This window comes from Nocardioides sp. QY071, from assembly GCF_029961765.1.
In the GTDB taxonomy this organism is placed as follows: Bacteria; Actinomycetota; Actinomycetes; order Propionibacteriales; family Nocardioidaceae; genus Nocardioides.
This window is the reverse complement of record NZ_CP124681.1, coordinates 3,380,965-3,405,289: the sequence shown is the minus strand read 5'-3', so window position 1 is coordinate 3,405,289 and position 24,325 is coordinate 3,380,965. Positions and strand designations below refer to the sequence as shown.

At 72.2% G+C, this 24,325-nt stretch carries 25 protein-coding genes and 1 tRNA gene; 22 read left to right on the top strand and 4 right to left on the bottom strand.

Translation table 11 applies throughout. From position 1 onward, the window contains the following. Window positions 1-44: 44 nt before the first annotated feature. Both rnhA and QI633_RS16445 read right to left on the bottom strand, forming a co-directional pair. Complete coding sequence (gene rnhA, locus QI633_RS16450; protein ID WP_141798215.1) at window positions 45-506, bottom strand: ribonuclease HI; 462 nt, start codon at window positions 504-506, stop codon at window positions 45-47. A gap of 4 nt (window positions 507-510) precedes the next feature. Beyond that, window positions 511-583: transfer RNA gene (locus tag QI633_RS16445), tRNA-Arg, on the bottom strand. A 94-nt stretch (window positions 584-677) separates the two neighbouring features. Here QI633_RS16445 and argS point away from each other — a divergent pair. Together argS and lysA are read left to right on the top strand one after the other, a co-directional pair. Continuing rightward, window positions 678-2,354 (top strand): arginine--tRNA ligase, encoded by a 1,677-nt coding sequence (argS, locus tag QI633_RS16440; protein WP_282426369.1) that lies wholly within the window; start codon window positions 678-680, stop codon window positions 2,352-2,354. Then, on the top strand, window positions 2,354-3,736 hold the full coding sequence (gene lysA / locus QI633_RS16435; protein WP_282426368.1) for a diaminopimelate decarboxylase: 1,383 nt from the start codon (window positions 2,354-2,356) through the stop codon (window positions 3,734-3,736). Before argS ends, lysA begins: the two co-directional genes overlap by 1 nt. On the opposite strand, the gene soxR is transcribed toward lysA, so the two are convergent. Next, window positions 3,737-4,201, bottom strand: a complete 465-nt coding sequence (gene soxR, locus QI633_RS16430; RefSeq protein WP_141798218.1) for a redox-sensitive transcriptional activator SoxR — start codon at window positions 4,199-4,201, stop codon at window positions 3,737-3,739. It lies immediately after the preceding gene. A gap of 36 nt (window positions 4,202-4,237) precedes the next feature. Between soxR and QI633_RS16425 the strand changes: the two genes are divergently transcribed. Together QI633_RS16425 and QI633_RS16420 are read left to right on the top strand one after the other, a co-directional pair. Beyond that, a complete protein-coding gene (locus QI633_RS16425) occupies window positions 4,238-5,197 on the top strand; it encodes a zinc-binding dehydrogenase (RefSeq protein ID WP_282426367.1) in 960 nt (319 codons plus the stop codon). Then, window positions 5,194-6,531, top strand: coding sequence for an MFS transporter (locus QI633_RS16420; RefSeq protein WP_282426366.1), 1,338 nt, complete (start codon window positions 5,194-5,196; stop codon window positions 6,529-6,531). The genes QI633_RS16425 and QI633_RS16420 overlap by 4 nt, the downstream gene beginning before the upstream one ends. Here QI633_RS16420 and QI633_RS16415 read toward each other — a convergent pair. Next, window positions 6,528-7,478: a helix-turn-helix domain-containing protein gene (locus QI633_RS16415; RefSeq protein ID WP_282426365.1), complete on the bottom strand. Its 951-nt coding sequence runs from the start codon at window positions 7,476-7,478 to the stop codon at window positions 6,528-6,530. The two genes, QI633_RS16420 and QI633_RS16415, sit on opposite strands and share 4 nt — an antisense overlap. A gap of 102 nt (window positions 7,479-7,580) precedes the next feature. On the opposite strand from QI633_RS16415, the gene QI633_RS16410 reads away from it, so the two are divergent. The 18 genes from QI633_RS16410 to QI633_RS16325 all read left to right on the top strand — a co-directional run bounded on the left by QI633_RS16410 (window position 7,581) and on the right by QI633_RS16325 (window position 24,293). Continuing rightward, a complete protein-coding gene (locus tag QI633_RS16410) occupies window positions 7,581-8,522 on the top strand; it encodes an NADP-dependent oxidoreductase (protein ID WP_282426364.1) in 942 nt (313 codons plus the stop codon). Window positions 8,523-8,625: 103 nt separating this feature from the next. Then, entirely contained in the window at window positions 8,626-9,930 is a 1,305-nt protein-coding gene (locus tag QI633_RS16405) for a homoserine dehydrogenase (RefSeq protein WP_141798223.1), read from the top strand. Window positions 9,931-9,932: 2 nt separating this feature from the next. After that, window positions 9,933-11,015 (top strand): threonine synthase, encoded by a 1,083-nt coding sequence (thrC, locus tag QI633_RS16400; RefSeq protein WP_282426363.1) that lies wholly within the window; start codon window positions 9,933-9,935, stop codon window positions 11,013-11,015. Window positions 11,016-11,020: 5 nt separating this feature from the next. Next, entirely contained in the window at window positions 11,021-11,944 is a 924-nt protein-coding gene (gene thrB / locus QI633_RS16395) for a homoserine kinase (protein ID WP_141798225.1), read from the top strand. Between the two features lie 182 nt (window positions 11,945-12,126). Further along, window positions 12,127-14,031, top strand: a complete 1,905-nt coding sequence (rho, locus tag QI633_RS16390) for a transcription termination factor Rho (RefSeq protein WP_282426362.1) — start codon at window positions 12,127-12,129, stop codon at window positions 14,029-14,031. A 123-nt stretch (window positions 14,032-14,154) separates the two neighbouring features. After that, window positions 14,155-14,370: a 50S ribosomal protein L31 gene (rpmE, locus tag QI633_RS16385; protein WP_141798226.1), complete on the top strand. Its 216-nt coding sequence runs from the start codon at window positions 14,155-14,157 to the stop codon at window positions 14,368-14,370. A gap of 157 nt (window positions 14,371-14,527) precedes the next feature. Continuing rightward, window positions 14,528-15,601 carry a peptide chain release factor 1 gene (gene prfA / locus QI633_RS16380; protein WP_282426361.1) on the top strand — a complete coding sequence of 358 codons (1,074 nt, stop codon included), beginning with the start codon at window positions 14,528-14,530 and terminating at the stop codon, window positions 15,599-15,601. Beyond that, window positions 15,601-16,488, top strand: a complete 888-nt coding sequence (prmC, locus tag QI633_RS16375; protein ID WP_141798228.1) for a peptide chain release factor N(5)-glutamine methyltransferase — start codon at window positions 15,601-15,603, stop codon at window positions 16,486-16,488. Before prfA ends, prmC begins: the two co-directional genes overlap by 1 nt. Continuing rightward, complete coding sequence (locus QI633_RS16370) at window positions 16,485-17,189, top strand: L-threonylcarbamoyladenylate synthase (protein WP_282426360.1); 705 nt, start codon at window positions 16,485-16,487, stop codon at window positions 17,187-17,189. Before prmC ends, QI633_RS16370 begins: the two co-directional genes overlap by 4 nt. Next, window positions 17,182-18,351, top strand: coding sequence for an MraY family glycosyltransferase (locus QI633_RS16365; RefSeq protein ID WP_141798230.1), 1,170 nt, complete (start codon window positions 17,182-17,184; stop codon window positions 18,349-18,351). Before QI633_RS16370 ends, QI633_RS16365 begins: the two co-directional genes overlap by 8 nt. 70 nt (window positions 18,352-18,421) lie before the next feature. Beyond that, the gene (locus QI633_RS16360; RefSeq protein ID WP_282426359.1) at window positions 18,422-18,868 is read left to right on the top strand and encodes a hypothetical protein; all 447 of its coding nucleotides are present in this window, start codon (window positions 18,422-18,424) and stop codon (window positions 18,866-18,868) included. A 30-nt stretch (window positions 18,869-18,898) separates the two neighbouring features. After that, entirely contained in the window at window positions 18,899-19,162 is a 264-nt protein-coding gene (locus QI633_RS16355; RefSeq protein WP_141798232.1) for an AtpZ/AtpI family protein, read from the top strand. A gap of 16 nt (window positions 19,163-19,178) precedes the next feature. Beyond that, entirely contained in the window at window positions 19,179-19,976 is a 798-nt protein-coding gene (gene atpB, locus QI633_RS16350; protein ID WP_260805907.1) for a F0F1 ATP synthase subunit A, read from the top strand. A gap of 65 nt (window positions 19,977-20,041) precedes the next feature. Further along, window positions 20,042-20,260: an ATP synthase F0 subunit C gene (atpE, locus tag QI633_RS16345; RefSeq protein ID WP_036542107.1), complete on the top strand. Its 219-nt coding sequence runs from the start codon at window positions 20,042-20,044 to the stop codon at window positions 20,258-20,260. Window positions 20,261-20,305: 45 nt separating this feature from the next. Then, window positions 20,306-20,869 carry a F0F1 ATP synthase subunit B gene (locus tag QI633_RS16340; protein ID WP_141798233.1) on the top strand — a complete coding sequence of 188 codons (564 nt, stop codon included), beginning with the start codon at window positions 20,306-20,308 and terminating at the stop codon, window positions 20,867-20,869. Next, window positions 20,869-21,675, top strand: coding sequence for a F0F1 ATP synthase subunit delta (locus tag QI633_RS16335; RefSeq protein WP_282426358.1), 807 nt, complete (start codon window positions 20,869-20,871; stop codon window positions 21,673-21,675). Before QI633_RS16340 ends, QI633_RS16335 begins: the two co-directional genes overlap by 1 nt. Window positions 21,676-21,737: 62 nt before the next feature. After that, entirely contained in the window at window positions 21,738-23,375 is a 1,638-nt protein-coding gene (gene atpA, locus QI633_RS16330) for a F0F1 ATP synthase subunit alpha (protein ID WP_282426357.1), read from the top strand. Window positions 23,376-23,378: 3 nt separating this feature from the next. Continuing rightward, complete coding sequence (locus QI633_RS16325; RefSeq protein ID WP_141798235.1) at window positions 23,379-24,293, top strand: F0F1 ATP synthase subunit gamma; 915 nt, start codon at window positions 23,379-23,381, stop codon at window positions 24,291-24,293. The last annotated feature ends 32 nt before the right edge of the window (window positions 24,294-24,325 follow it).

Here is a 24,325-nt window from a genome sequence, read left to right as displayed (position 1 = left end):
CCGCTCGTGGAACGTGTTCTCGTCCTGCGCTGGTCAGGCGGGGGTCAGGCGGGTACGACGCCGTCGCGGGCCTCGCGCGCGCCCCGGCCCGCGAGGGCGTCCGCGCGCTCGTTGCCGGGGTCCCCGGCATGCCCCTTGACCCAGTGCCACTCGATGTCGTGGGCGGTCGCCGCGAGGTCCAGGCGGCGCCACAGGTCGTCGTTCTTGACCGGCGCCTTGGCCGACGTGCGCCAGCCGTTGGCCTTCCACTTCGCGACCCACGACAGGATCCCGTTGCGGACGTAGCTGCTGTCGGTGTAGAGATCGACGGTCGAGGGCCGGTTGAGGAACTCCAGGGCGCGGATGGCCGCCATCAGCTCCATCCGGTTGTTGGTGGTCGCCGGCTCGCCGCCGTACAGCTCCTTCTCGTGCTGTCCGTAGCGCAGCAGCGCACCCCAGCCGCCGGGGCCGGGATTGCCGAGACACGCGCCGTCGGTGTGGATCGTGACGCGCGAGGGTGTGTCCATGGGGCGCCTCCGGCAGGATTCGAACCTGCGACACCTGGTACCGGAAACCAGTGCTCTATCCCCTGAGCTACGGAGGCATGCGCCCGGACGGTGAGGTCCGTGGCGCGATGAGGAACCCTACCGGGCGATATCCGTGCAAAGGAAACCGGTGCCCCTCGATACGCTGGGCCGGTGACTCCAGCGCAGCTCTCCACCACGATCGTCGACGCCCTCTCGACGCTCGTCGACCAGGGTGATCTCGCCCTGCCCGACGGCGTCCCCAGCGAGGTGACGGTGGAGCGACCGCGGCAGAAGGGGCACGGGGACTACGCGACCAACGTCGCGCTGCAGCTGGCCAAGAAGGCTGGGACCAACCCGCGGGCGCTGGGGGAGCTGCTGGCCGCGCGGCTCAAGGAGGCCGACGGGATCGCGGACGTCGAGCTGGCCGGGCCGGGCTTCCTCAACATCACCGTCGAGGCCGGTGCCCAGGGACAGGTGGCGGCGGAGGTCGTGGCCGCCGGGGCGTCGTACGGACGCAGCGATGTCCTCGCCGGCCAGAAGATCAACGTCGAGTTCATCTCCGCCAACCCGACCGGCCCGCTGCACCTGGGCCACACCCGGTGGGCGGTGCTCGGCGACGCGATCGGGCGAGTGCTCGCGGCGGCGGGCGCCGACGTGACGCGGGAGTTCTACATCAACGACCGCGGCGTGCAGATGAACCACTTCGCCGACTCGATCATCGCCTCGGCGCTGGGCGAGCCCAAGCCCGAGGGCGGGTACGCCGGCGAGTACATCGACGACCTCGCCAAGGCGGTGGAGGCGGCCAGTCCCGGGATCTTCCAGCTGGAGGGCGAGGAGCGGCGCGCCGCCGTACGGGCCAAGGGCTACGAGATCCAGCTCAAGGAGCAGCAGGACCAGCTCGACGGGTTCAACACCCACTTCGACGTCTGGTTCTCCGAGCTCTCGCTCCACGACTCGGGCTCGGTGCCCGAGACGCTCGCGCGGCTCAAGGAGCTCGGCCACGTCTTCGAGCAGGACGGCGCGCTGTGGATGCGCACGACCGACTTCGGCGACGACAAGGACCGGGTGCTCATCAAGTCCGACGGCGAGCTCACCTACTTCGCCTCCGACACTGCCTACTACCTCAACAAGCGGGCGCGCGGGTTCGACCACTGCATCTACCTGCTCGGCGCCGACCACCACGGGTACGTCGGCCGGTTGCGGGCGATGGCGGCCTGCGTCGGCGACGACCCCGACCAGACGCTCGACGTGATGATCGGCCAGCTGGTCAAGATCCTCAAGGACGGCCAGGAGCTCAAGCTCTCGAAGCGGGCCGGCAACATCATCACCCTGGACGACCTCGCGAGCGAGATCGGCGTCGACGCGCTGCGCTACTCGCTGGCGCGCTACCCGGCCGACTCGCCGCTGACCCTCGACGTCGCCGAGATCACCAAGGCGTCCAACGACAACCCGGTCTACTACGTGCAGTACGCCCACGCACGGACCTGCCGGATGCTCGCCAACGCCGCCGACCTCGGCATGACGCTGCCGGACCTCGCGACCGAGTTCGACCCGAGCCTGCTCGCCCACGAGCGCGACGGCGAGCTGCTGCGGGCGCTGGCGGAGTACCCGCGGGTCGTGGCCAGCGCCGCCGAGCTGCGCGAGCCGCACCGGGTCGCGCGCTACCTGGAGGACACCGCGTCGGTGTTCAACAAGTGGTACGACACCAAGGAGTGCCGGATGCTGCCGCAGGGCGACGAGCCCGTCGGCCCGGCCAACCTCGCGCGCCTGGTGCTCGTGGTCGCCACGCAGACCGTGATCGCGGGCGGCCTCGACCTGCTCGGCGTCTCCGCGCCGGAGCGCATGTGATGGGACGCGTCCCGCCCGGCGACTACGCCGGTACGTCGCCCGTGTGGCTGCGCGAGCCCGCCGACGTCAACGCACTGGTCCCCGAGCTGTGGTCCTCGTCGGCCCGCAAGGAGGGCGGCGTGCTGGCGATCGGCGGCCTGCCGGTCCCGGACCTGGTCGCCGACGTGAACACGCCCGCCTACGTCCTCGACGAGGACGACTTCCGCTCGCGGGCGCGCGCCTTCCGTGACGGCTTCGCCGGCTACGACGTCTACTACGCGGGCAAGGCGTTCCTGTGCACCGCCGTCGCCCGGTGGGTGGCGGAGGAGGGGCTGTGCCTCGACGTGTGCAGCGACGGCGAGCTGAGTGTCGCGCTGCGCGCGGGCACCGATCCCGCGCGGATCGGCTACCACGGCAACAACAAGACGGCGATGGAGCTGCGACGCGCGGTCGACGCGGGCGTCGGCCGGATCATCGTCGACTCGTTCCACGAGATCGAGCGGGTCGCCGACGTGGCCCGCCAGCTCGGCGTACGCCAGGGCGTGATGGTGCGGGTGACCGCCGGCGTCGAGGCCCACACCCACGAGTTCATCGCGACCGCGCACGAGGACCAGAAGTTCGGCTTCTCGATCTCCTCGGGCGACGCGTTCGAGGCGGCGTCGCGGGTCGTGGCCTCCGAGGGGCTGGAGCTGCGCGGCCTGCACAGCCACATCGGCTCGCAGATCTTCGACACCTCCGGCTGGCAGGTCGCCGCGCGCCGCGTGCTCGCCCTACACGCCCGCATCGCCACCGAGCTGGCCCTCGTCATGCCCGAGCTCGACCTCGGCGGCGGCTTCGGCATCGCCTACACGACCCAGGACGACCCTGCCGACCCCGCGGTGCTGGCCGAGCAGATCACGAAGATCGTGACGGGCGAGTGCGCCGCGCTCGGCATCGCCGTACCGCACCTGTCGATCGAGCCCGGCCGCGCCATCGTCGGCCCGGCCATGTGCACCGTCTACACGGTCGGCACCGTCAAGCAGGTCGCCCTCGACGGCGGCGCCACGCGCACCTACGTCTCCGTCGACGGCGGAATGAGCGACAACATCCGCACAGCGCTGTACGACGCCGACTACTCCTGCACGCTCGCCTCCCGTGCCTCGGACGCCACGCCGGTCCTGGCGCGGGTCGTCGGCAAGCACTGCGAGTCCGGCGACATCGTGGTCAAGGACGAGTTCCTGCCCGGCGACATCGCCCCCGGCGACCTGGTCGCCGTCCCCGCGACGGGTGCGTACGGCCGCTCGATGGCGTCCAACTACAACCACGCCCTCCGCCCGCCGGTGGTCGCGGTCAAGGACGGCCGGGCCCGGGTCGTCGTGCGCCGGGAGACGGTCGACGACCTGCTCGCCACCGACCTCGGCTGACTACCGGGAGCGTCCCACCAGCCGCACCGGCCCGTCGCCGTACTCCTGCAGCACGTCGCCGGGGTTGGCCAGCGAGCACGACTTGAGCGACAGGCAGCCACATCCGATGCAGTCGTCGAGGGTGTCGCGCAACCGCTCGAGTCGGTCGATCCGCTCGTCGAGCGTGCTGCGCCAGGCGCGAGAGAGTCGCGCCCAGTCGGCCTTGGTGGGCGTGCGGCCCTCGGGCAGGGTGGCGAGCGCGTCGCGGATCTCGGCGAGGGAGACCCCGACGCCCTGCGAGACCCGGATGAACGCGACCCGACGCAACACGTCGCGGTGGTAGCGGCGCTGGTTGCCGGCCGTGCGGATGCTGGTGATCAGCCCCTCGCGCTCGTAGTAGTGCAGGGCGGAGATGGCGACGCCCGAGCGGTGGGCGACGTCGCCGGGCGTCAGGTCGTGGCTGCGAAGGGCGCGGTTGAGGTCCATTGACCTCAACCTTAGTTCAGGTTGTCGAATGCCGTCATGCACGCGATCCGACACCACGCCTTCGGGCCCGCCGACCTCCTCCGTCTCGAGCAGCTGCCCGACCTCGACCCCGCCCCCGGCCAGCTCCGGATCGCGGTCGAGGTCGCCGGCGTCCACCTGCTCGACACCTCGATCCGGGCCGGCGAGTCCTTCGGCCCGAGCCAGGTGCCGGACCTGCCGGTGGTCCCGGGACGCGAGGTCGCCGGAACCGTCGACCGGGTCGGCGAGGGCGTCGATCCCGCCTGGCTGGGCCGTCGCGTGGTGGCGCACCTGGGCTTCGCCGGTGGCGGGTACGCCGACCAGGCGGTCGTCGACGCGGCCCGGGCCCACGCCCTGCCGGACCACCTCGACGCCGCCACCGCGGTCGCCGCCATCGGGACCGGCCGCACGGCCGCCGCGATCCTCGAGCTCTCCCGCCTCGCCGCCGACGACGTCGTCGCCGTCACGTCCGCGGCCGGCGGCCTCGGCACCCTGCTGCTGCAGGGCGCGCGCAACCTCGGTGCGACCGCGATCGGCGTCGCCGGCGGGCCCGACAAGGTCGCCGTCGCCGCCAGGCACGGCGCCGACCCGGCCCTGGACCGGCGTACCCCTGGCTGGGCCGACAGCGTCCCGGGCCCGCTCACCCTGGTCCTCGACGGCGTGGGTGGTGTGGTCGGGCAGGCGCTCTACGACCGGCTCGCTCCTGGTGGCCGACTGGTCCGCTACGGCTGGGCCTCCGGCATCCAGAACGCGTACGACGACCCGGCCCGGTCCGTCGTCGACGTCCTCGGCCCGCCGATCATGAGCCGACTGGCCGAGTTCGAGCGACTGGCCCTCGACGCGGCCGCCGACGGCTCCCGGGTGCCTTACGTCGGTTCCGCCTTCCCGCTCGCCGACGCGGCCGGCGCCCACCGCGCGCTCGAGGCGGGCGCGACCGCGGGCAAGGTCGTCCTCGTGGTCGAGCGGTCGCCGCGGTGACCGCGCTCGTCGAGCCCACGGCGACCTCGCCGTGGCGAGGCAGGCACGGCCGGACCACGGTCGGCGTCTTCTCGTTGGCCTTCCTCTTCGCCTTCGAGGCGCTCGCCGTCGCCACGGTGATGCCCGACGTGGCCGACGACCTCGACGGCCTGCGCTGGTACGCCGTCGCCTTCGCGGCCCCCCTCGCCGCGTCCGTCGTCGCCCTCGCGGCTGCCGGCGCGGAGGTCGACCGCCGCGGCCCCGGTCCGGCGCTGCGCCGGGGACTCCTCATCTTCTGTGCCGGCGTCGTGATCGCCGGTCTCGCGCCCTCGATGCCGGTGTTCCTGCTGGGCCGCCTCGTCCACGGGTACGGCGGCGGCGTGCTCGGCGTCGCGCTCTACGTGGTCATCGCGCAGGCCTACCCGGAGGGCCTGCGACCGCGCGTGTTCGCCGTCCTGACCACGGCCTGGGTGCTCCCCGCGCTGGTCGGGCCGGTGCTCGCGGCGCAGGTGGCCGCGGCCTTCGGCTGGCGCTGGGTGTTCCTCGGCGTCCCGGTCGTCGCGGTCGCTGCCTGGCTGCTGGTCGCCGACGCGCCGTCACGACCCGGCGTCGACCGCTCCGAGCCCGGCCGGCTCCCCGTGGCGCTGCTCGCCGCCGGTGGGGTGCTGCTCGTCAGCCTGGCCGGCCAGCGCACCCTCCCGGCCTGGCCCGTCCTCGTGGTCGCCGGCCTGGCCGCCATCGCCGCCGGCGCACGCCGGCTGCTGCCGCCCGGCACCTGGCGGATGGGCCCCGGACTGCCGGCCGTCCTGGGCTCGCGCGCCGCGATCGGCACCGCCTTCGCCGCAGCCGAGGTCTACGTCCCGCTGTTGCTCACCCTGCAGCGCGAGCTCTCCCTGGCCCAGGCCGGCTGGGTGCTCACCACCGGTGCCGTCACCTGGTCGGCCGGTGCCGTCCTCGCCGCCCGCTGGCGGCTGCTCGCCGACCAGCCCACCCGGGTCCGCCTCGGCGCGGTGCTGCTCGGCGGCGGGATCGGGGTGTTCGCGCTGGTCGCCGTGCCCGGGGTGCCGCTCGTCGTACCCGTCCTCGGGTGGGCCGCCGCCGGCCTCGGCATCGGCATGGCCTTCTCGACGCTCTCCGTGCTCGCCCTCGCCACCGCGCGGGCAGGCGAGGAGGGCCGTACCTCCTCGGCGCTGCAGCTCAACGACTACCTCGCCAACAGCGCCGGGCTCGCCCTCGGTGGCGTGGTCTTCGCCGGGTTCGCGGTGACGGCACCGGTCGCCGCGGCCACCGGGCTGGTGCTCGCCGCCGCTGTCACCGGGGCGCTCGCGCTGGTCCCGGCGACCCGGCTCAGCTAGGACGCGCGCAGCGAGAAGCGGGCGCGGTACTGCTGCGGCGAGAGGCCGACCCGGTCGCGGAAGTGCTTGCGCAACGCCGCGGCGGTGGCGAAGCCGGCCCGCTCCGCCACCACGTCCACGACGGCGTCGCTGGTCTCCAGCAGCTCCTTGGCGCGCTCGACCCGGGCCTGGACCAGCCAGTTGCCCAGGGTGAGGCCGGTCTCGTCACGGAACTTCCTCGTCAGCGTCCGCACGCTCAGCCCGAACGCCGCGGCGACCTCGTCGAGGCTGACCGGACGGTCGACGCGGTCCAGCAGCCAGGCGCGGACGTCGGCGGTGGTGCCCGGGCCCCCTGCCACGACCGGACGGGCCACGAACTGTGACTGCCCCCCGCCGCGGTGCGGGGGAGCGAGGGTCGCCCGCGACACGTCGCCGGCCACGGCGGCGCCGAGGTCCTTGGCGATGATGTGCAATGTCAGGTCGATCGCGGCCGACGCGCCGGCCGCGGTCAGGACGTCGCCCTCGTCGACGAAGAGAGCGTCCGGCCGGAAGTCGACCTGCGGGAAGGCGATGCGGAACTGCTCGGCCTTGCGCCAGTGGGTCGTCGCGGCCCGGCCGTCCAGCAGGCCGGACGCGGCGACCGTGAAGGCGCCGGTGCAGTACGACACGACGCGCCGCGCGGCATGGTCGGTGAGGCCGATCGGGTCGGTGCCGTCGAGGGCCGTGTCCCACGGGGGTACGACGATCGTGTCGACCTCGTCCAGAACCGAGCGGTCCGCGCCCACCGCGACCGAGAAGTCGGCGGACGTCGCCACCGGCCGACCGTCCAGGCTGCACGTGACGACCTCGTAGGCGGGCCGGCCGTCGACCTCGGCGGCGCCGAAGAACCGCGAGGCGATGCCGAGCTCGTAGGCGTAGACGCCCGGAAGGGCGACGACGCCGATGCGGTGCGGACGTGTCGAGGTCATGGCCAGATCATGACACATGTCGTCTATCTGGCCACTGGTGAGCGCGGGCGGCGGCCGGGAGGCTGGAGGCTCCGCAGGACACACGAACGAGAAGGAGCAGTCATGCGCGCAGTGCGCTACACCGCGGCCGGCGCCGCAGCCGACGTCATCGAGCTGGTGGAGGTCGCCGATCCGGTCCCCGCGGACGACGAGGTGCTCGTCCGGGTCGGGGCCGTCGGGCTGAACCCGGTCGACGTCAAGATCCGCGCGGCGGGCAGCGACTTCGGGCCGATCGAGTACTCGCCGCTCCCCGGCTGGGACGTCGCCGGTGAGGTGGCGGCCGTCGGTGCTGCAGTGACGTCGTTGGAGGTCGGCGACGCCGTGTTCGGCCTGGCCCGCTTCCCGCACGCGGCACACACGCTCGCCGAGCTGGCCGTCGTACCCGCGGCGGACCTCGCGAAGGCACCCACGTCCTGGAAGGTCGAGCAGCAGGGCGCTGCTCCGCTGGCCGTCCTCACCGCGTGGCACGCCTTCGAGGCGGCCGGTCTCGTCGGCGACGCGACCGGCCGGCGGGTGCTGGTCCTCGGAGGCGCCGGCGGCGTGGGCCACCTCGCCATCCAGGTCGCGAAGGCCCGCGGGGCCCACGTGATCGCCACGGCCAGCCCCGCCAAGCACGCGGTCCTGGCCGGCCTCGGCGCCGACGAGCTGGTCGACTACCGCGATGCCGAGGCGCTTGCCGCCGTCGAACCCGTCGACGTCGTCCTCTCGACGGTGAGTGACGGCGTCCCGCCGCTGGGCGCGGTCCGGCAGGGCACCGCGGTCGTGACGATCACGGCGTTCCCCGACGGCGCGGTCGAGGCACTGCGTGCGGCCGGGGCGACGGGGCTCGAGCGGATCATGGTCACGGCCGACGGAGCCGCCCTCGCCGAGGTCGCCGCCCTGGCCGACGCCGACCGGCTCACCGTCCTCGTCGACGGAGCCTTCCCGCTCGACCAGGTCGTCGCCGCACAGGAGCGGCTGGAGACCGGGCGGGTGATGGGCAAGGTCGTCGTCACGGTGCCCTGAACCGAGTCCCGACCGGAGTCCCGACCCGGGCCGGAGCACCGCAAGGTGTCCGCGTTCTGCCGTCCCTGACGGGAGGGTCGACTGTCGCCGATACGATCAGCGGGTGAACAGTCCTCTCAAGGTTGCCGTGCTCGGCTGCGGTTCCGTGGGGTCGCAGGTGGTGCGGCTCCTCGGCGAGCAGGCCGACGACCTTGCGGCCCGGGTCGGGGCCCCCGTGGAGCTGGTCGGCGTCGCCGTACGTCGCCTCGACAGCCCGCGCGAGGTCGAGGTGCCGGCCGGGCTGCTCACGACGGACGCCGCGGCGCTGGTCGCCCGCGACGACGTCGACGTGGTGGTCGAGGTGATCGGCGGCATCGAGCCGGCGCGGTCCCTGATCCTGTCGGCGCTCGAGCACGGCGCGTCGGTCGTCACCGCCAACAAGGCGCTGTTGGCCGAGGACGGGGCGACGCTCTTCGAGGCCGCCGAGAAGGCCGGGCGCGACCTCTACTACGAGGCCGCCGTCGCCGGTGCCATCCCGATCCTGCGGCCGCTGCGCGAGTCGCTCGCCGGCGACAAGGTGACCAGGGTGCTCGGCATCGTCAACGGCACCACCAACTTCATCCTCGACAAGATGGACACCTCGGGTGCGGGCTTCGGCGACGCGCTGGAGGAGGCCCAGGCTCTCGGGTACGCCGAGGCGGACCCGACCGCCGACGTCGAGGGCTTCGACGCCGCGGCGAAGGCCGCGATCCTCGCGAGCCTGGCGTTCCACTCGCGGGTCACCGCCAACGACGTGCACCGCGAGGGCATCACCGACGTCAGCGCCGGCGACGTCCGCTCGGCGCGCGACATGGACAGCGTCGTCAAGCTGCTCGCGATCGCCGAGCTGCTCGCCGACGAGAACGGCGAGGAGGCGGTCAGCGTCCGCGTGCACCCGGCGATGATCCCGAGGTCGCACCCGCTGGCCAGTGTCCGCGAGGCCTACAACGCGGTCTTCGTCGAGTCCGAGGCCGCCGGCCAGCTGATGTTCTACGGCCCCGGCGCCGGTGGCTCCCCGACCGCGAGCGCCGTCCTCGGCGACCTCGTCACGGTCGCGCGCAACCACCGCCAGGGCACTCGCGGCGTCGGTGAGTCGGCGTACGCCGACCGGGCGGTGCTGCCGATGGGGGAGACCCGCACGCGCTACCACGTCGCCATCGACGTCGACGACAAGGCGGGCGTGCTGGCGGCGGTCGCCCTGGCGTTCGCCGAGCACGGGGTGTCGATCCAGACCGTTCGTCAGGAGGGGCGGGGCGACGACGCCCAGCTCGTCGTCGTCTCGCACGAGGCCACGGACGCGGCGCTCGCCGCGACCGTCGACCACCTGCGTGACATGGACATCGTGCGCGAGGTCACCTCGGTGATGCGCGTCGAGGGAACCGAAGAGTGAGCATGAGCACGAGGCCTACCGACCGGGCAAGCGGGCAGTGGCGCGGCGTCATCGAGGAGTACCGCGAGCTTCTCGACATCCCCCAGGACACCCCGGCGGTGACGCTGCGTGAGGGCGGCACCCCGCTGGTCCACTCCGAGTGGCTCTCCGGCCTGACCGGTGCCCAGGTCTGGCTCAAGGTCGAGGGCAACAACCCGACCGGCTCGTTCAAGGACCGCGGCATGACCACGGCCCTGTCGGTCGCCGTCCACGAGGGCGCCAAGGCCGTCGTGTGCGCGTCGACCGGCAACACGTCCGCGTCGATGGCCGCGTACGCCGCCAAGGCCCGTGTCACGCCGATCGTGCTGGTGCCCGAGGGCAAGATCGCCGCCGGCAAGATGGCGCAGGCCGTGCTCCACGGATCGCAGGTCATCCAGGTGCGCGGCAACTTCGACGACTGCCTGCGGATGGCCCGCGAGATGGCGTGGAAGTACCCCGTCGCCCTGGTCAACTCGGTCAACCCGGCCCGCCTCGAGGGCCAGAAGACGGCGGCGTTCGAGATCGTCGACTTCCTCGGCGACGCCCCCGACTACCACCTGCTGCCGGTCGGCAACGCCGGCAACATCTCGGCGTACTGGCTCGGCTACACGCAGTACGCCGGCCTCGGCCGTGCCACCAAGAAGCCCGTCATGCGTGGCTTCCAGGCCGAGGGCGCGGCCCCGCTGGTGACCGGCGAGCCGTTCCCCGACCCCGAGACCCGCGCGACCGCGATCCGGATCGGCAACCCCGCGTCCTGGAAGCTCGCCGAGGCGGCCCGCGACGAGTCCGGCGGCCGGTTCGCCGCCGTCTCCGACGGGCAGATCCTCGCCGCGCAGAAGGCGCTCGCCGCCAACGACGGCGTCTTCGTCGAGCCCGCCTCGGCCGCCGGCATCGCCGGCCTGCTCGCCGAGCTCGAGGCGGGGGAGTCCTACACCGGAACCACCGTCGCGATCACCGTCACCGGCCACGGCCTCAAGGACATCGCCACCGCCCTCGACGGCCTGGTGCTGCCCGACGTCGTGGTCGACGCGGACGTCGACGCCGCCGCAGCGGCCGCGGGCCTCTGACACCGATGACCTTCGTGGAGGGCCCGGTCCGGGTCCGGGTGCCCGCGACGTCGGCCAACCTCGGCCCCGGCTTCGACACCCTCGGCCTCGCCCTCGACCTGCACGACCGTCTCGAGGCCGAGGTGCTGCCCGGCGGGCTCGTCGTCGAGGTGAGGGGGTATGGCGAGGGCCAGGTCCCGCTCGACGAGAGGCACCTCGTGGTCCGGGCGATGCGCGCGACCTTCGACCGCCTCGGCACGCAGCCCACCGGTCTGCGGCTGTCCTGCACCAACGTCATCCCGCACGCCCGCGGGCTCGGCTCGTCGTCGGCCGCGATCGTCGCCGGCGTGTGGCTGGCCCGCGAGCTGGTCGCCGGCGGACGGCTGCTGCTCGACGACGCCGCGCTGCTCGACCTCGCCGCCCGGCTCGAGGGCCACCCGGACAACGTCGCCCCGGCGTTGCTGGGCGGCTTCGTGATCTCCGGCCAGGACGCCGACGGCTCCTTCTGGGCTGTCCCCGGCAGCGTCGACCCTCGGGTGGGCGCGGTCGTGTTCGTGCCGACCACCCCGGTCGAGACCGAGGCCGCGCGTGGGCTGCTGCCGGCCGCCGTACCCCATGCCGACGCGGCGGCCAACGCCGGTCGTGCCGCCCTCCTCGTCGCCGCCCTGTCGGGACACCCCGAGGAGCTGCTGCGGGCGACCGAGGACCGGCTGCACCAGGAGTACCGACGCCCCGCGATGCCCGAGAGCCTCGCTCTCGTCGAGGCGCTGCGTGCCGACGGCATCCCGGCCGTCATCTCCGGGGCCGGCCCGACCGTGCTGGCCTTCACCGACGGTCCCGGCTCGATTGCCACCGAGGAGCTCCTCGCCCGGTGCCCGCAGGGGTGGGGCGGGCACGCGCTGGCCGTGGCCGGCACCGGCGCCGCGCCGGACGAGCCCGGAGCCCGGTGATCCCCGCCACCGTGGTGGTACATTGACGCAGCGCCGCAGTTCTCGGCGCCCCGGCGGGCTCGATCCGCCCCTCTTCCAGGATCGACTGGCCAACGGCCGGACGTTCCTTCGTAGAACCAGACCAGTGCGTGTTCCGCCGTCGTTGGATCGCGGAACCCACGAGATACGTGGGAAGGACTCACGTGACCGAAACTCCCGACTCCACCGCGCCTGCCGCCACCGCGGCCCCGAAGAAGCGCACGGGTGGGCTCAACGCCATGCTCCTCGCCGACCTCAAGGCGATGGCGAGCGGCATGGGCATCCGCGGCGCCGGCTCGATGAAGAAGGCCGCCCTCGTCGAGGCGATCAAGGCCACCCAGGCCGGAGCGGCCACGCAGCGCAGCGCGCCGGCCGAGAAGCCCGAGTCGGCCCCCAAGTCGGAGGCGCCGAAGGCCGAGGCGCCCAAGGCCGAGGCGCCCAGGACCGACGCCCCGAAGGCGGAGGCGCCGCGGGCGGAGAAGACCGAGCCGCGGACGGAGCCCAAGGCCGAGCAGCCGAAGGGCCAGCAGCCGAAGGCCGAGCAGCCGAAGGCCGAGCAGCCCAAGGCCGAGCAGCCCAAGGCCGAGCAGCCCAAGGCCGAGCAGCCCAAGGCCGAGCAGCCCAAGGCCGAGCAGCAGGAGCCCAAGGCCCAGCAGCAGAAGCAGCAGCAGGGCCAGCGCCAGCAGAAGCAGAACCAGCAGGGCGGCCAGAACCAACAGAAGCAGGGCGGCCAGCAGAACAAGCAGGGCCAGCCCCAGCAGAACAAGCAGGGCCAGAACCAGCAGCAGGACCAGGCCCGTCCCGCGGCCGCCGCCCCCGGTGGTGACCACGACGACGCCGACGACGACGGTGACGGCGAGGGCGGCAGCCGCCGCAACCGGCGCCGCCGGGGTCGTGACCGCGACCGCACGAACCGTGCCGGTCGCGAGCCCGACACCGAGGTGCGCGAGGACGACGTCCTGGTCCCGGCCGCCGGCATCCTCGACGTGCTCGACAACTACGCGTTCGTGCGCACCGGTGGCTACCTCGCCGGCCCCGACGACGTCTACCTGTCGCTCTCGATGGTCCGCAAGTACGGCCTGCGCCGTGGTGACGCGATCGCCGGCCAGGTCCGCCAGCCGCGCGACGGCGAGCGCCGCGAGAAGTTCAACCCGATGGTCCGCATCGAGTCGGTCAACGGCGTCGACCCCGAGCAGGCGAAGAACCGGGTCGAGTACACCCAGCTCACCCCGGTCTCGCCGACCGAGCGGCTGCGCCTCGAGACCGGCCAGGACGACCTGACCGGCCGGCTCATCGACATGGCGGCGCCGGTCGGCAAGGGCCAGCGCGGCCTGATCGTCTCGCCCGCCCGGGCCGGCAAGACCACGCTGCTGCAGTCGATCGCCAACGCGATCACGGCCAACAACCCCGAGTGCCACCTCATGGTCGTCCTCGTCGACGAGCGTCCCGAGGAGGTCACCGACTTCGAGCGCTCGATCAAGGGCGAGGTCATCGCGAGCACCTTCGACCGCCCGGCGATCGACCACACCACGGTCGCCGAGCTGGCCGTCGAGCGGGCCAAGCGCCTGGTCGAGCTGGGCCACGACGTCGTCATCCTGCTCGACGGGCTGACCCGGCTGGGCCGCGCGTACAACCTGGCGGCCCCCGCCAGCGGCCGGATCCTGTCCGGCGGCGTCGACTCCTCGGCGCTGTTCCCGCCGAAGCGGTTCTTCGGCGCGGCCCGCAACATCGAGAACGGCGGCTCGCTGACCATCCTCGCCACCGTGGTCGTCGACTCCGGCTCCCGCGTCGACGAGGTGATCTTCGAGGAGCTGCGCGGCACCGAGAACCTCGAGCTGCGCCTGCGCAGCGACTTCGCCGAGAAGCGGCTGTTCCCGGCGATCGACGTGGTCGCCTCGGGAACCCGGCGCGAGGAGCTCCTGCTCGGCAAGGAGGAGCTCGAGATCGTCTGGAAGCTGCGCCGCGAGCTGGCCGACGGCGACCGCGCCGAGTCGCACGCCGCCCTGCTGCAGCGGCTGCGGAACTCGCGTACCAACTACGAGTTCCTGCTCCGCGTCCAGCGCGACTGACCTGGGGCCGGGCACGGCCGCCCGGCATTTGGGTGGCGGGGACGTCGCCCGTAGAATCGACTGTTGGCTCCGGTTCACGCTCCACAACCCGTGCTGCGACCCGGACCCCCGTGAGAGGACACCATGAAGAAGGACATCCACCCCGAGTACGTCGTGACCCAGGTGACCTGCACCTGTGGCGCCTCGTTCACCACCCGCAGCACCGCGACGTCCGGCACGATCCACGCCGACGTGTGCTCGCAGTGCCACCCGTTCTACACCGGCAAGCAGAAGATCCTCGACACCGGCGGCCGCGTGGCCCGCTTCGAGGCCCGCTACGCCAACGTCGGCAAGAAGTAGCCGTCTCCGAGCGCCGGTCGTCCGCCCCGTGCGGATGGCCGGCGCTTGTCGTTCCCCGGCACTTGTCGGGGTTCTCATGCACTTGTCAGGCGTTGCAACCCCCAACAAGTGCATGAATCCCCGGCCGGCCGGGGTTTCATGCAGCCGAGGAGACCAGGTGTTCGAAGCCGTCGAGGGCATGCTCGCCGAGCACGCCGAGCTCGAGTCGAGGCTGGCGCTGCCCGAGACCCACGCCGACGCCCGGCTGGCCCGCACCCTCAACCGGCGCTACGCCGAGCTCAACGCGGTGATCGCCGCCTGGCGCGAGTGGCAGCGGTACGGCGACGACGCGGACGCCGCGCGTGAGCTGACCGCCGACGACCCCGCGTTCGCCGAGGAGGTCGAGACCCTCCTCGTCCAGCGCGAGGACGCGGCCGAGCGGCTGCGCCGGCTCCTGGTTCCCCGCGATCCCGCCGACGACAAGGACGTGCTGCTCGAGGTGAAGTCGGGGGAGGGCGGCGAGGAGAGCGCGCTGTTCGCCGGCGACCTGCTCCGCATGTACGCGCGGTACGCCGAGCGCCGTGGCTGGAAGACCGAGATCCTCGACGCGACCGAGTCCGACCTCGGCGGCTACAAGTCCGTCACCGTGGCGGTCAAGAGCACCGGGAGCGCCGAGCCCGGCCAGACGCCGTACGCCCTGCTCAAGTTCGAGGGCGGGGTGCACCGGGTGCAGCGGGTACCCGTCACCGAGTCGCAGGGCCGGATCCACACCAGCGCCGCCGGCGTGCTCGTGATGCCGGAGGCCGAGCAGGTCGACGTCGAGGTCAACGAGAACGACCTGCGCATCGACGTCTTCCGCTCCTCGGGCCCCGGTGGCCAGAGCGTCAACACGACCGACTCGGCGGTGCGGATCACCCACCTCCCGACCGGCATCGTGGTCAGCTGCCAGAACGAGAAGTCGCAGCTGCAGAACAAGGAGCAGGCGATGCGCATCCTGCGGGCCCGGCTGCTCCAGGCCGCGCAGGAGGCCGCCGACGCCGAGGCCAGCGACGCCCGCCGCAGCCAGGTCCGCACCGTCGACCGGTCCGAGCGGATCCGCACCTACAACTTCCCGGAGAACCGGATCTCCGACCACCGCACCGGCTACAAGGCCTACAACCTCGACCAGGTGCTCGACGGCGACCTCCAGCCCGTCCTCGACTCCTGCGTCGAGGCCGACATGGCCGCCCGCCTGGCCGCCCTCGAGGACTGATGGGCACGACCAGGGAGCTGCTCCGCGACGCCGCCGACCGGCTCCGGGCAGCCGGGGTCGCGAGCCCCGAGCACGACGCCGGCGAGCTGCTCGCCCACGTCCTCGGCACCACCCGCGGTCAGCTCCTCCTCGCCCCCGAGCCCAGCTCCGCCCACGCCCAGCGGTACGACGACCTGCTGGCCCGCCGCGCCGCCCGGGAGCCACTGCAGCACCTCCTCGGAGCGGCCTGGTTCCGGCACGTCGAGGTCGCGGTCGGGCCGGGCGTGTTCGTCCCGCGACCCGAGACCGAGCTGCTCGCCGGCTGGGCGATCGAGCACGCCGCCGCCATCGCGGCGACCGGGGTGCAGCCGGTCGTCGTCGACCTGTGCACCGGCTCCGGGGTGATCGCGAAGAGCATCGCTGATGAGGTTCCGTCGGCGCGGGTGCACGCCGTCGAGCTGGACCCGCCCGCCCACGCCTGGGCCGAGCGCAACCTCGCCGGCACCGGCGTCGAGCTGCGCATCGGCGACCTCGCCACCGCCTTCGACGACCTCGCCGGCCGGGTCGACGTCCTGGTCAGCAACCCGCCCTACGTGCCGCTGGAGGCGTGGGAGTCGGTGGCCGTCGAGGCCCGCGACCACGACCCGCACCTCGCGCTGTTCTCCGGCGACGACGGGCTCGACGCGATCCGCGTCATCGCCACCCGCGGCCTGGTCCTGCTCAAGCCCGGCGGCGTCGTCGGCGTGGAGCACGCCGACGTCCAGGGCGAGTCCGCGCCCGCCGTGTTCAGCAGGGGCGCGCGCTGGGAGGAGGTCCGTGACCACCGCGACCTCGCCGGCCGGCCGCGGTTCACCACGGCACGCCGCCCACGCCACGACCACGACGCAGTGGAAGGATGGAGCGCGTGAGTGCCGAGCGGTTCCCGACCGAGACCGACGAGGAGCGCGAGGCGGCGCTGGACGCGGCGAGTCGCGCCGTCCGGCTGGGCCGCCTGGTCGTGCTCCCCACCGACACCGTCTACGGCGTCGGCGCCGACGCCTTCGACCCCGATGCCGTCGCGCGGCTGCTGGCCGCGAAGGGGCGGGGCCGCGAGATGCCGCCGCCGGTCCTGGTCGGCACGAAGGGCACCCTCGAGGCGCTCGCGACCCGGGTGCCGCCGTACGTCGCCCCGCTGGTCGAGCGGTTCTGGCCCGGCGCGCTGACCCTCGTGTGCCACCAGCAGCCGTCGCTGCAGTGGGACCTGGGGGAGACCCGCGGCACGGTCGCGATCCGGATGCCCGACCACGCGGTCGCCCGCGAGCTGCTCGACCGCACCGGCCCGCTCGCGGTGAGCTCGGCCAACCTCTCCGGCAGCCCGGCGGCCCTCGACGCCGACGGCGCGATCGCGATGCTGGGGGAGTCGGTCGCGGTCGTCGTCGACGCGGGCGCCTCGCCCGGCGGCGTGGCATCCACCATCGTCGACGCCACCGGCGAGCGGCCTCGCCTGCTGCGCCTGGGCGCGATCCCCGTCGCCGACCTCGACGCCGCCCTCGCCGACCTCGGCGTCACCGTCCAGGTCGAGCCCGACGACCAGCCGGACGCTCAGGAGGCCGCGCCCACCGATGCGTGAGTACCTCGTCGTCTTCCTCGTCGCCGCGATCGTCACCTACCTGCTGACGGTCGTCGCCCGGGAGATCGCGCTGCGCACGGGTGCGGTCGCGAAGGTGCGCGACCGCGATGTCCACGCCGAGCCGATCCCGTACCTCGGGGGACTGGCGATGCTCGGCGGGCTGTGGGCGGCGTACCTCGTCGCCCAGCAGCTGCCGTTCCTGAGCACCCGCAACCCGTTCTCGGACGACGCGCTCTCGGTGCTGGTGGCCGGCACCCTGGTCTGCGCGGTCGGCGTGGTCGACGACATCTTCGACCTCGACGCGCTCACCAAGTTCGGTGGCCAGGTGCTGGCGGTGGGGGTGCTGGTCTATGCCGGCATCCAGTTCAAGTACTTCTACCAGGCCACCGGCGAGGTCTTCTCCCTCGACCTGGCCCAGGGGGCACTGCTCACCGCCTTCGTCGTCCTGGCCACGGTCAACGCGGTCAACTTCATCGACGGACTCGACGGCCTGGCCGCCGGCGTCATCGGCATCAGCGCGTCGGCCTTCTTCCTGTTCTGCTACGCCCTCTCGGTCCTCAACGACGTCAGCCGGGCGACCACCGGGGCGTTGCTGTCGGCCGCGCTGGCCGGCGCGTGCGTCGGCTTCCTGGTCCACAACTTCCACCCGGCCCGGCTGTTCATGGGCGACAGCGGGTCGATGTTGATCGGCCTGGTCCTCTCGGCCACCGCGATCACGATCACCACCCAGTTCGCGCCCGGCGACCTCGCCCAGGGCGCCGACGGCACCCGGTCGAGCCTGCTGCCGGTGCTGCTGCCGTTCGCGCTGCCGATCCTGATCCTGATCGTGCCGCTGGGCGACCTGGTGCTGGCCGTCGTACGACGCACGCGGGCCGGGCGCTCGCCGTTCGCCCCCGACAAGCAGCACCTCCACCACCGCCTGCTCGAGATCGGCCACTCCCACCGCCGCGCGGTGATCATCATGTGGCTGTGGGCCGGGCTGATCGCCTTCGGCGTGGTCCTGGCCAGCGTCTTCACCGGCCCCGCGGTGTGGGCCGCACTGGGCGTGAGCCTGGTCGTGACCCTCGTCCTCACCTTCGCGCTGCCCCACGTGCACGACCCGGCGGAGGCCGCCAAGGAGCTCGATCCGACCCCCGATTCGGAGCCCTCCGGGACTTTGTGATAACTTTCACGAACTCCCGGAGAGCAATCTCCGAGACCGCCCAGGACGCACCCGAGCAGAACGGCCGCCGATGCTGACGACCGAGACCCGGACACACCGCATGGTGTTGCGTGCGGCCCTGGTGGCCGCCGCGGCCGCGGTGCTCCTCGTCGCGGTCGCCGCTCTCGTCGCCGGCTCGTCCGCAGCGCTCGGCGCCGCCGTCGGGGGAGTGATCGCCGTGGGCGTCTTCGCCTTCGGCTCCTTCGCCGTCGAGCTCGTCTCGCGGCTGATGCCGACCGCCTCGCTGCTCTTCGCGATGCTCACCTACACCTTCCAGGTGGTGGCCATGGCGCTGGTGTTCGTCGCGCTCAACGAGTCCGGCCTCCTGGACGACGAGCTCGACAGCACCTGGGTCGGCATCGCCATCATCCTCGGCGCCCTCGTGTGGATGACGGTGCAGATCGTGGTCGCCACGACGGCCCGGATCCCGGCCTTCGAGCCGCGTCCCGGTGCCCCGGTCGAGGGCGGTGCGCGATGACCCGGAGCTGCTGCTATTGTCCGGGGCGCAATGAGTCAGCCCGAGGAGAAGCCCCAGGGCGACCCGTGGCATGCGTTCGGCTACGTCGTGGCCGGGGTCGCGTTCTACGGCTTCCTCGGGTGGCTCGCAGACCGCTGGCTGGGCACCACGTTCCTCGTTGCGGTGGGCATTCTCGCGGGTGCCGCGCTGGGGATCTTCATGACAGCCAGGCGGTTCCGCACGATGCCTCTTGCAGCACCCGAAGCACCGGCTCCACCCGACAGCCCGAAGCCCGACAGTTCCGACGAGCAGTGACCGTAGAGGAGACCTGGTGATCACCGCAGCCAGCGCCACCATCGCCGCCGAGGGTGGAGAGGGCTTCCACGCCCCCGGCCCCAGCCTGTTCGACCTGCCCGGCATCGCCGGCACCGAGGTCACCAAGCCGATGGTCCAGCTGTTCCTCGCCGCGATCCTCGTGTTCGGCTTCTTCTTCCTGGCCGCCCGCAAGCGTGCGCTGGTCCCCGGCAAGCTCCAGTTCGCCGGCGAGGGCGCCTACGGCTTCGTCCGCAACAGCGTCGCCCGCGACATCATCGGCAGCCACGACTTCCAGAAGTTCGTGCCGTACCTCGTCACGGTCTTCTTCTTCATCCTGGTCAACAACCTGTTCGCGACCATCCCGTTCATCCAGTTCCCGACGTTCAGCCGCGCCGGCATGGCCTACGCGCTGGCCGGCCTGTCCTGGGTCGTCTACAACGGCGTCGGCATCGCGAAGCACGGCTTCCTGGGCTACCTCAAGCTGCAGAGCGTGCCGTCGGGCGTCAGCCCCGCGATGTACCCGCTGCTGGTCCCGCTGGAGTTCTTCTCCAACATCCTGGTCCGCCCGGTCACGCTGGCCCTGCGTCTGTTCTGCAACATGTTCGCCGGCCACATCCTGCTGGCGCTGTTCGCGACCGGTGGTCTCTACCTCATCGAGCACGTCGGCGGGATCGGCTACGTCGCCGGCCCGCTGGCCTGGGTGCTCGCGATCCTGGTGAGCTTCCTGGAGATCCTGGTCCAGTTCCTGCAGGCCTACGTGTTCGTCCTGCTGAACGCCATGTACATCCAGGGCGCGCTCGCCGACGAGCACTGACGCTCCGCTCCGACCACAACCCCACAGTTCTCACCAAGAGAAAACAACCCGAAAGGAAAGTAGCCATGGGTGGCTCTCTCAACATGATCGGTTACGGCCTGGCTGCCATCGGCCCGGGTATCGGCATCGGTCTCATCTTCGCCGCGTACATCAACGGCGTTGCCCGCCAGCCCGAGGCGCAGAGCCGCCTCCAGTCGATCGCGATCCTCGGCTTCGCGCTCGCCGAGGCCCTCGCCATCATCGGCATCGCGCTCGCGTTCGTCCTCAAGGCCAGCAACACCTGAGCCGAACCGGCCGCCTCCTGTCAGCTCGAGATCTAGGTCAGGTCCATGAAGTCACTTTTGGTCATCGCCGCCGCTGAGGCCGAGGAGCACAACCCCCTCGTCCCCGAGTGGATCGAGGTCGTGCTCGCCCTCGTCGTGTTCGCGATCCTGTTCTTCGCCATCAAGAAGTTCGTCGTCCCGAACTTCGAGAAGACGTTCGCCGAGCGCTCGCAGGCGATCGAGGGCGGCATCGCCGCGGCTGCGACCAAGCAGGCCGAGGCGGACGCCAAGCTGGCCGAGCTCGAGCAGCAGCTGGCCGACGCCCGTCACGAGGCCGCGCGCATCCGCGAGGAGGCGCGCGAGCAGGGTGCCGCGATCGTGGCCGAGATGCGGGAGCAGGCCCAGGCCGAGTCCACCCGCATCCTCGAGCACGGCAAGGCGCAGATCGAGGCCGAGCGCCAGCAGGCGGTCACCTCGCTCCGTGCCGAGGTGGGCTCTCTCGCCACCGGTCTCGCCGGTCGCATCGTGGGTGAGTCGCTGGAGGACGACGAGCGCCAGGCTCGCGTCGTCGAGCGGTTCCTCGCCGAGCTCGAGACGGCCGAGGCCGCCGACGCGGGCAAGGACGCCTGATGGTGTCCTTCCGCGGCGCCTCGGCAGACGCCATGGCCGCCCTCACCGACCAGGTCGGTGGGGTGGCCGAGGCGTCGGCCTCGACGGTCGCCGGCGACCTGTTCGCCGCGGCCCGCACCGTGCGGGCCGAGGCGGCGCTGCGTCGGGTCGTCACCGACCAGTCGGTCCCGGCCGAGGCCCGTGCGGGTCTGGTCGGCGACCTGTTCGCCGGCAAGGTCGACGCGGCCACGACCGGTCTGCTGCGTGACGCGGCCGCCCGGCGCTGGACCCGCCCCCGCGACCTCGCCGACGCCCTCGAGCAGCTCGGCGTGATCGCCGCCGTCCGGTCCGTCGGCCTCCAGGCCGGCACGCTGGTCGACGAGCTGTTCGCCGTGCGTCAGCTCGTCAACGGGGACCACGGCCTGCGCGACGCGCTGTCCGACCCGGTCCGCTCCGCGGCCGACAAGGGCGCGCTCGTCGAGACCCTGCTCACCGGCAAGGTGCTCCCGACGACCGTGCAGCTGGTCAGGCAGGCCCTGTCCGGCTCCTACCGCACCGTCGTCGCCGCGCTCGAGGACTACGAGCGCACCGCGGCCCAGGTGCAGGGCGAGGGCGTCGCCACGGTGTACGTCGCCCGCCCGCTCACCGAGGCCGACCAGCGGCGCCTCGCCGCCGCACTGACGCGCCAGTACGGCCGTCCGGTGCACCTCAACATCGTCGTCGACGCCGGCGTGCTCGGCGGCATGAAGGTGGAGATCGGGGACGACGTCATCGACGGAACCGTCCTGGCCCGCCTCGACGACGCTCGCCGCAAGATCGCCGGCTGACCCCGCCGATCGCCGTACCACCCACGACTTCACAGCTGTAGACAAGAGAGAAGGCACCAGAGATGACGGAACTCTCCATCCGTCCGGACGAGATCCGCGACGCCCTCGCCAAGTATGTCGCCGACTTCCAGCCCGCGGCCGCGAGCAAGGAAGAGGTCGGCACCGTCGCCTCCGCCGCGGACGGCATCGCCCGCGTGTCGGGCCTCCCGTCGGCGATGGCGAACGAGCTCCTCGAGTTCGAGGACGGCACGCTCGGCCTCGCGCTGAACCTCGAGGACCGCGAGATCGGTGTCGTCATCCTCGGTGACTTCGACAAGATCGAGGAGGGCCAGACGGTCCGCCGCACCGGCGAGATCCTCTCGGTCCCCGTGGGCGAGGGCTACCTCGGCCGCGTGGTCGACCCGCTCGGCAAGCCGATCGACGGCCTCGGCGAGATCACCACCGAGGGTCGTCGCGCCCTCGAGCTCCAGGCTCCCGGCGTGATGGCCCGCAAGTCGGTCCACGAGCCGCTCGCCACCGGCATCAAGGCCATCGACTCGATGACCCCGATCGGCCGTGGCCAGCGCCAGCTGATCATCGGCGACCGCTCGACGGGCAAGACCACCATCGCGATCGACACGATCATCAACCAGAAGCAGAACTGGGAGTCGGGCGACCCGACCAAGCAGGTCCGCTGCATCTACGTCGCCATCGGCCAGAAGGGCTCGACCATCGCCGCCGTGCGTGGTGCCCTCGAGGAGGCCGGCGCGCTGGAGTACACCACGATCGTCGCCTCGCCGGCCTCGGACAGCGCGGGCTTCAAGTACCTCGCCCCCTACACCGGCTCGGCCATCGGCCAGCACTGGATGTACGACGGCAAGCACGTCCTCATCGTCTTCGACGACCTGACCAAGCAGGCCGAGGCCTACCGCGCCGTGTCGCTCCTGCTGCGCCGCCCGCCGGGCCGTGAGGCCTACCCGGGTGACGTCTTCTACCTGCACTCCCGCCTGCTGGAGCGCTGCGCGAAGCTGTCCGACGAGCTCGGCGCGGGCTCGATGACCGGCCTGCCGATCATCGAGACCAAGGCCAACGACGTCTCGGCGTTCATCCCGACCAACGTCATCTCGATCACCGACGGCCAGATCTTCCTGCAGTCGGACCTGTTCGCGGCCAACCAGCGCCCGGCCATCGACGTCGGCATCTCGGTCTCCCGCGTCGGCGGCGCGGCGATGACCAAGGCGATGAAGGCCGTCACCGGCTCGCTCAAGGTCGACCTCGCGCAGTACCGCGCGATGGAGGCCTTCGCGATGTTCGCCTCGGACCTCGACGCCGCGTCGAAGCAGCAGCTGGCCCGCGGCCAGCGGCTGATGGCGCTGCTCAAGCAGCCGGCCTACTCGCCGTACCCGCTGGCCGACATGACCGTCTCGCTGTGGCTCGGCACCTCGGGTCGCCTCGACGTCGTCGACACCGGCGACGTGCTGCGCTTCGAGCGCGAGTTCCTCGACTACCTGCACCGCTCGCACGACGGCATCCTGGCCGCCATCCGCGAGACGCAGAAGTTCGAGGACGAGGACGGCCTCGCGGCGGCGTACGACTCCTTCCTGACCCAGTTCGAGACCTCCGAGGGCGGCAGCATCAAGGTCGGGCACGAGCCCGAGGCCGAGGCGCTCGCCGACGACGAGCTCGAGCAGGAGCAGATCGTCAAGCAGAAGCGGGGCTGACGCATGGCCGTATCGCTGCGTGAGTACCGCGCGCGGATCAAGTCGACGGAGTCGATGAAGAAGATCACGCGCGCCATGGAGCTCATCGCTGCGTCCCGGATCATCAAGGCGCAGCAGCGGGCGCAGGCGGCAGCGCCGTACGCCCGGGAGCTGACCCGTGCCGTGTCCGCGGTGGCGACGTTCTCGAACGTCGACCACCCGCTGACGCGGGAGGAGGAGAACCCGAAGCGCGCGGCGGTCCTGGTCATCACCAGCGACCGTGGTCTCGCGGGGGCCTACTCCTCGAGCGTCATCAAGGAGACCGAGCGGCTCGCCGAGCGTCTCCGGTCCGAGGGCAAGGAGCTCGACTTCTACCTCGCCGGACGCAAGGCCGAGGCGTACTTCAAGTTCCGCGGTCGTCCCTACATCCAGGCCTGGACCGGCTTCTCCGACCAGCCGACCTACGACAAGGCGGCTGAGATCGGCGCGGCGCTGATCGAGGCCTTCCTCAAGGAGCAGGGCGAGGACGGCGACGTGGACGAGGTCCACGTGGTCTACACCCGGTTCCGCTCGATGCTCACCCAGGAGCCGACCGCGATCCGGCTGCTGCCGCTCGAGGTCGTCGAGGGCGAGGAGGCCCCCGAGGCCGACGAGCTGCTGCCGCTCTACGAGTTCGAGCCGTCGGCGGCCCAGGTGCTCGACGGACTGCTGCCGCAGTACGTCCAGAGCCGGATCTTCTACGCTCTCCTGCAGGCGGCGGCCTCCGAGCTCGCCGCCCGCCAGAAGGCGATGAAGTCGGCGACCGACAACGCCGAGGAGCTGATCAAGAAGCTCACCCGGATCGCCAACCAGGCGCGCCAGGCGGGCATCACCCAGGAGATCAGCGAGATCGTCGGTGGCGTGAACGCGCTCGCCGACGCCCAGGCTGCGAACGACTGACCCACCAGAGAAAACACCAAACGGAGTAAGAC

What these genes read in the sequence shown, in the direction of transcription:
- rnhA (WP_141798215.1), bottom strand. Translation starts at nt 506, where the DNA reads ATGGACACACCCTCGCGCGTCACGATCCACACCGACGGCGCGTGTCTC.
- lysA (WP_282426368.1), top strand. Translation starts at nt 2,354, where the DNA reads ATGGGACGCGTCCCGCCCGGCGACTACGCCGGTACGTCGCCCGTGTGG.
- soxR (WP_141798218.1), bottom strand. Translation starts at nt 4,201, where the DNA reads ATGGACCTCAACCGCGCCCTTCGCAGCCACGACCTGACGCCCGGCGAC.
- QI633_RS16425 (WP_282426367.1), top strand. Translation starts at nt 4,238, where the DNA reads ATGCACGCGATCCGACACCACGCCTTCGGGCCCGCCGACCTCCTCCGT.
- QI633_RS16415 (WP_282426365.1), bottom strand. Translation starts at nt 7,478, where the DNA reads ATGACCTCGACACGTCCGCACCGCATCGGCGTCGTCGCCCTTCCGGGC.
- QI633_RS16410 (WP_282426364.1), top strand. Translation starts at nt 7,581, where the DNA reads ATGCGCGCAGTGCGCTACACCGCGGCCGGCGCCGCAGCCGACGTCATC.
- thrC (WP_282426363.1), top strand. Translation starts at nt 9,933, where the DNA reads ATGAGCACGAGGCCTACCGACCGGGCAAGCGGGCAGTGGCGCGGCGTC.
- thrB (WP_141798225.1), top strand. Translation starts at nt 11,021, where the DNA reads ATGACCTTCGTGGAGGGCCCGGTCCGGGTCCGGGTGCCCGCGACGTCG.
- rpmE (WP_141798226.1), top strand. Translation starts at nt 14,155, where the DNA reads ATGAAGAAGGACATCCACCCCGAGTACGTCGTGACCCAGGTGACCTGC.
- prmC (WP_141798228.1), top strand. Translation starts at nt 15,601, where the DNA reads ATGGGCACGACCAGGGAGCTGCTCCGCGACGCCGCCGACCGGCTCCGG.
- QI633_RS16365 (WP_141798230.1), top strand. Translation starts at nt 17,182, where the DNA reads ATGCGTGAGTACCTCGTCGTCTTCCTCGTCGCCGCGATCGTCACCTAC.
- QI633_RS16360 (WP_282426359.1), top strand. Translation starts at nt 18,422, where the DNA reads ATGCTGACGACCGAGACCCGGACACACCGCATGGTGTTGCGTGCGGCC.
- QI633_RS16355 (WP_141798232.1), top strand. Translation starts at nt 18,899, where the DNA reads ATGAGTCAGCCCGAGGAGAAGCCCCAGGGCGACCCGTGGCATGCGTTC.
- atpE (WP_036542107.1), top strand. Translation starts at nt 20,042, where the DNA reads ATGGGTGGCTCTCTCAACATGATCGGTTACGGCCTGGCTGCCATCGGC.
- QI633_RS16340 (WP_141798233.1), top strand. Translation starts at nt 20,306, where the DNA reads ATGAAGTCACTTTTGGTCATCGCCGCCGCTGAGGCCGAGGAGCACAAC.
- QI633_RS16335 (WP_282426358.1), top strand. Translation starts at nt 20,869, where the DNA reads ATGGTGTCCTTCCGCGGCGCCTCGGCAGACGCCATGGCCGCCCTCACC.
- atpA (WP_282426357.1), top strand. Translation starts at nt 21,738, where the DNA reads ATGACGGAACTCTCCATCCGTCCGGACGAGATCCGCGACGCCCTCGCC.
- QI633_RS16325 (WP_141798235.1), top strand. Translation starts at nt 23,379, where the DNA reads ATGGCCGTATCGCTGCGTGAGTACCGCGCGCGGATCAAGTCGACGGAG.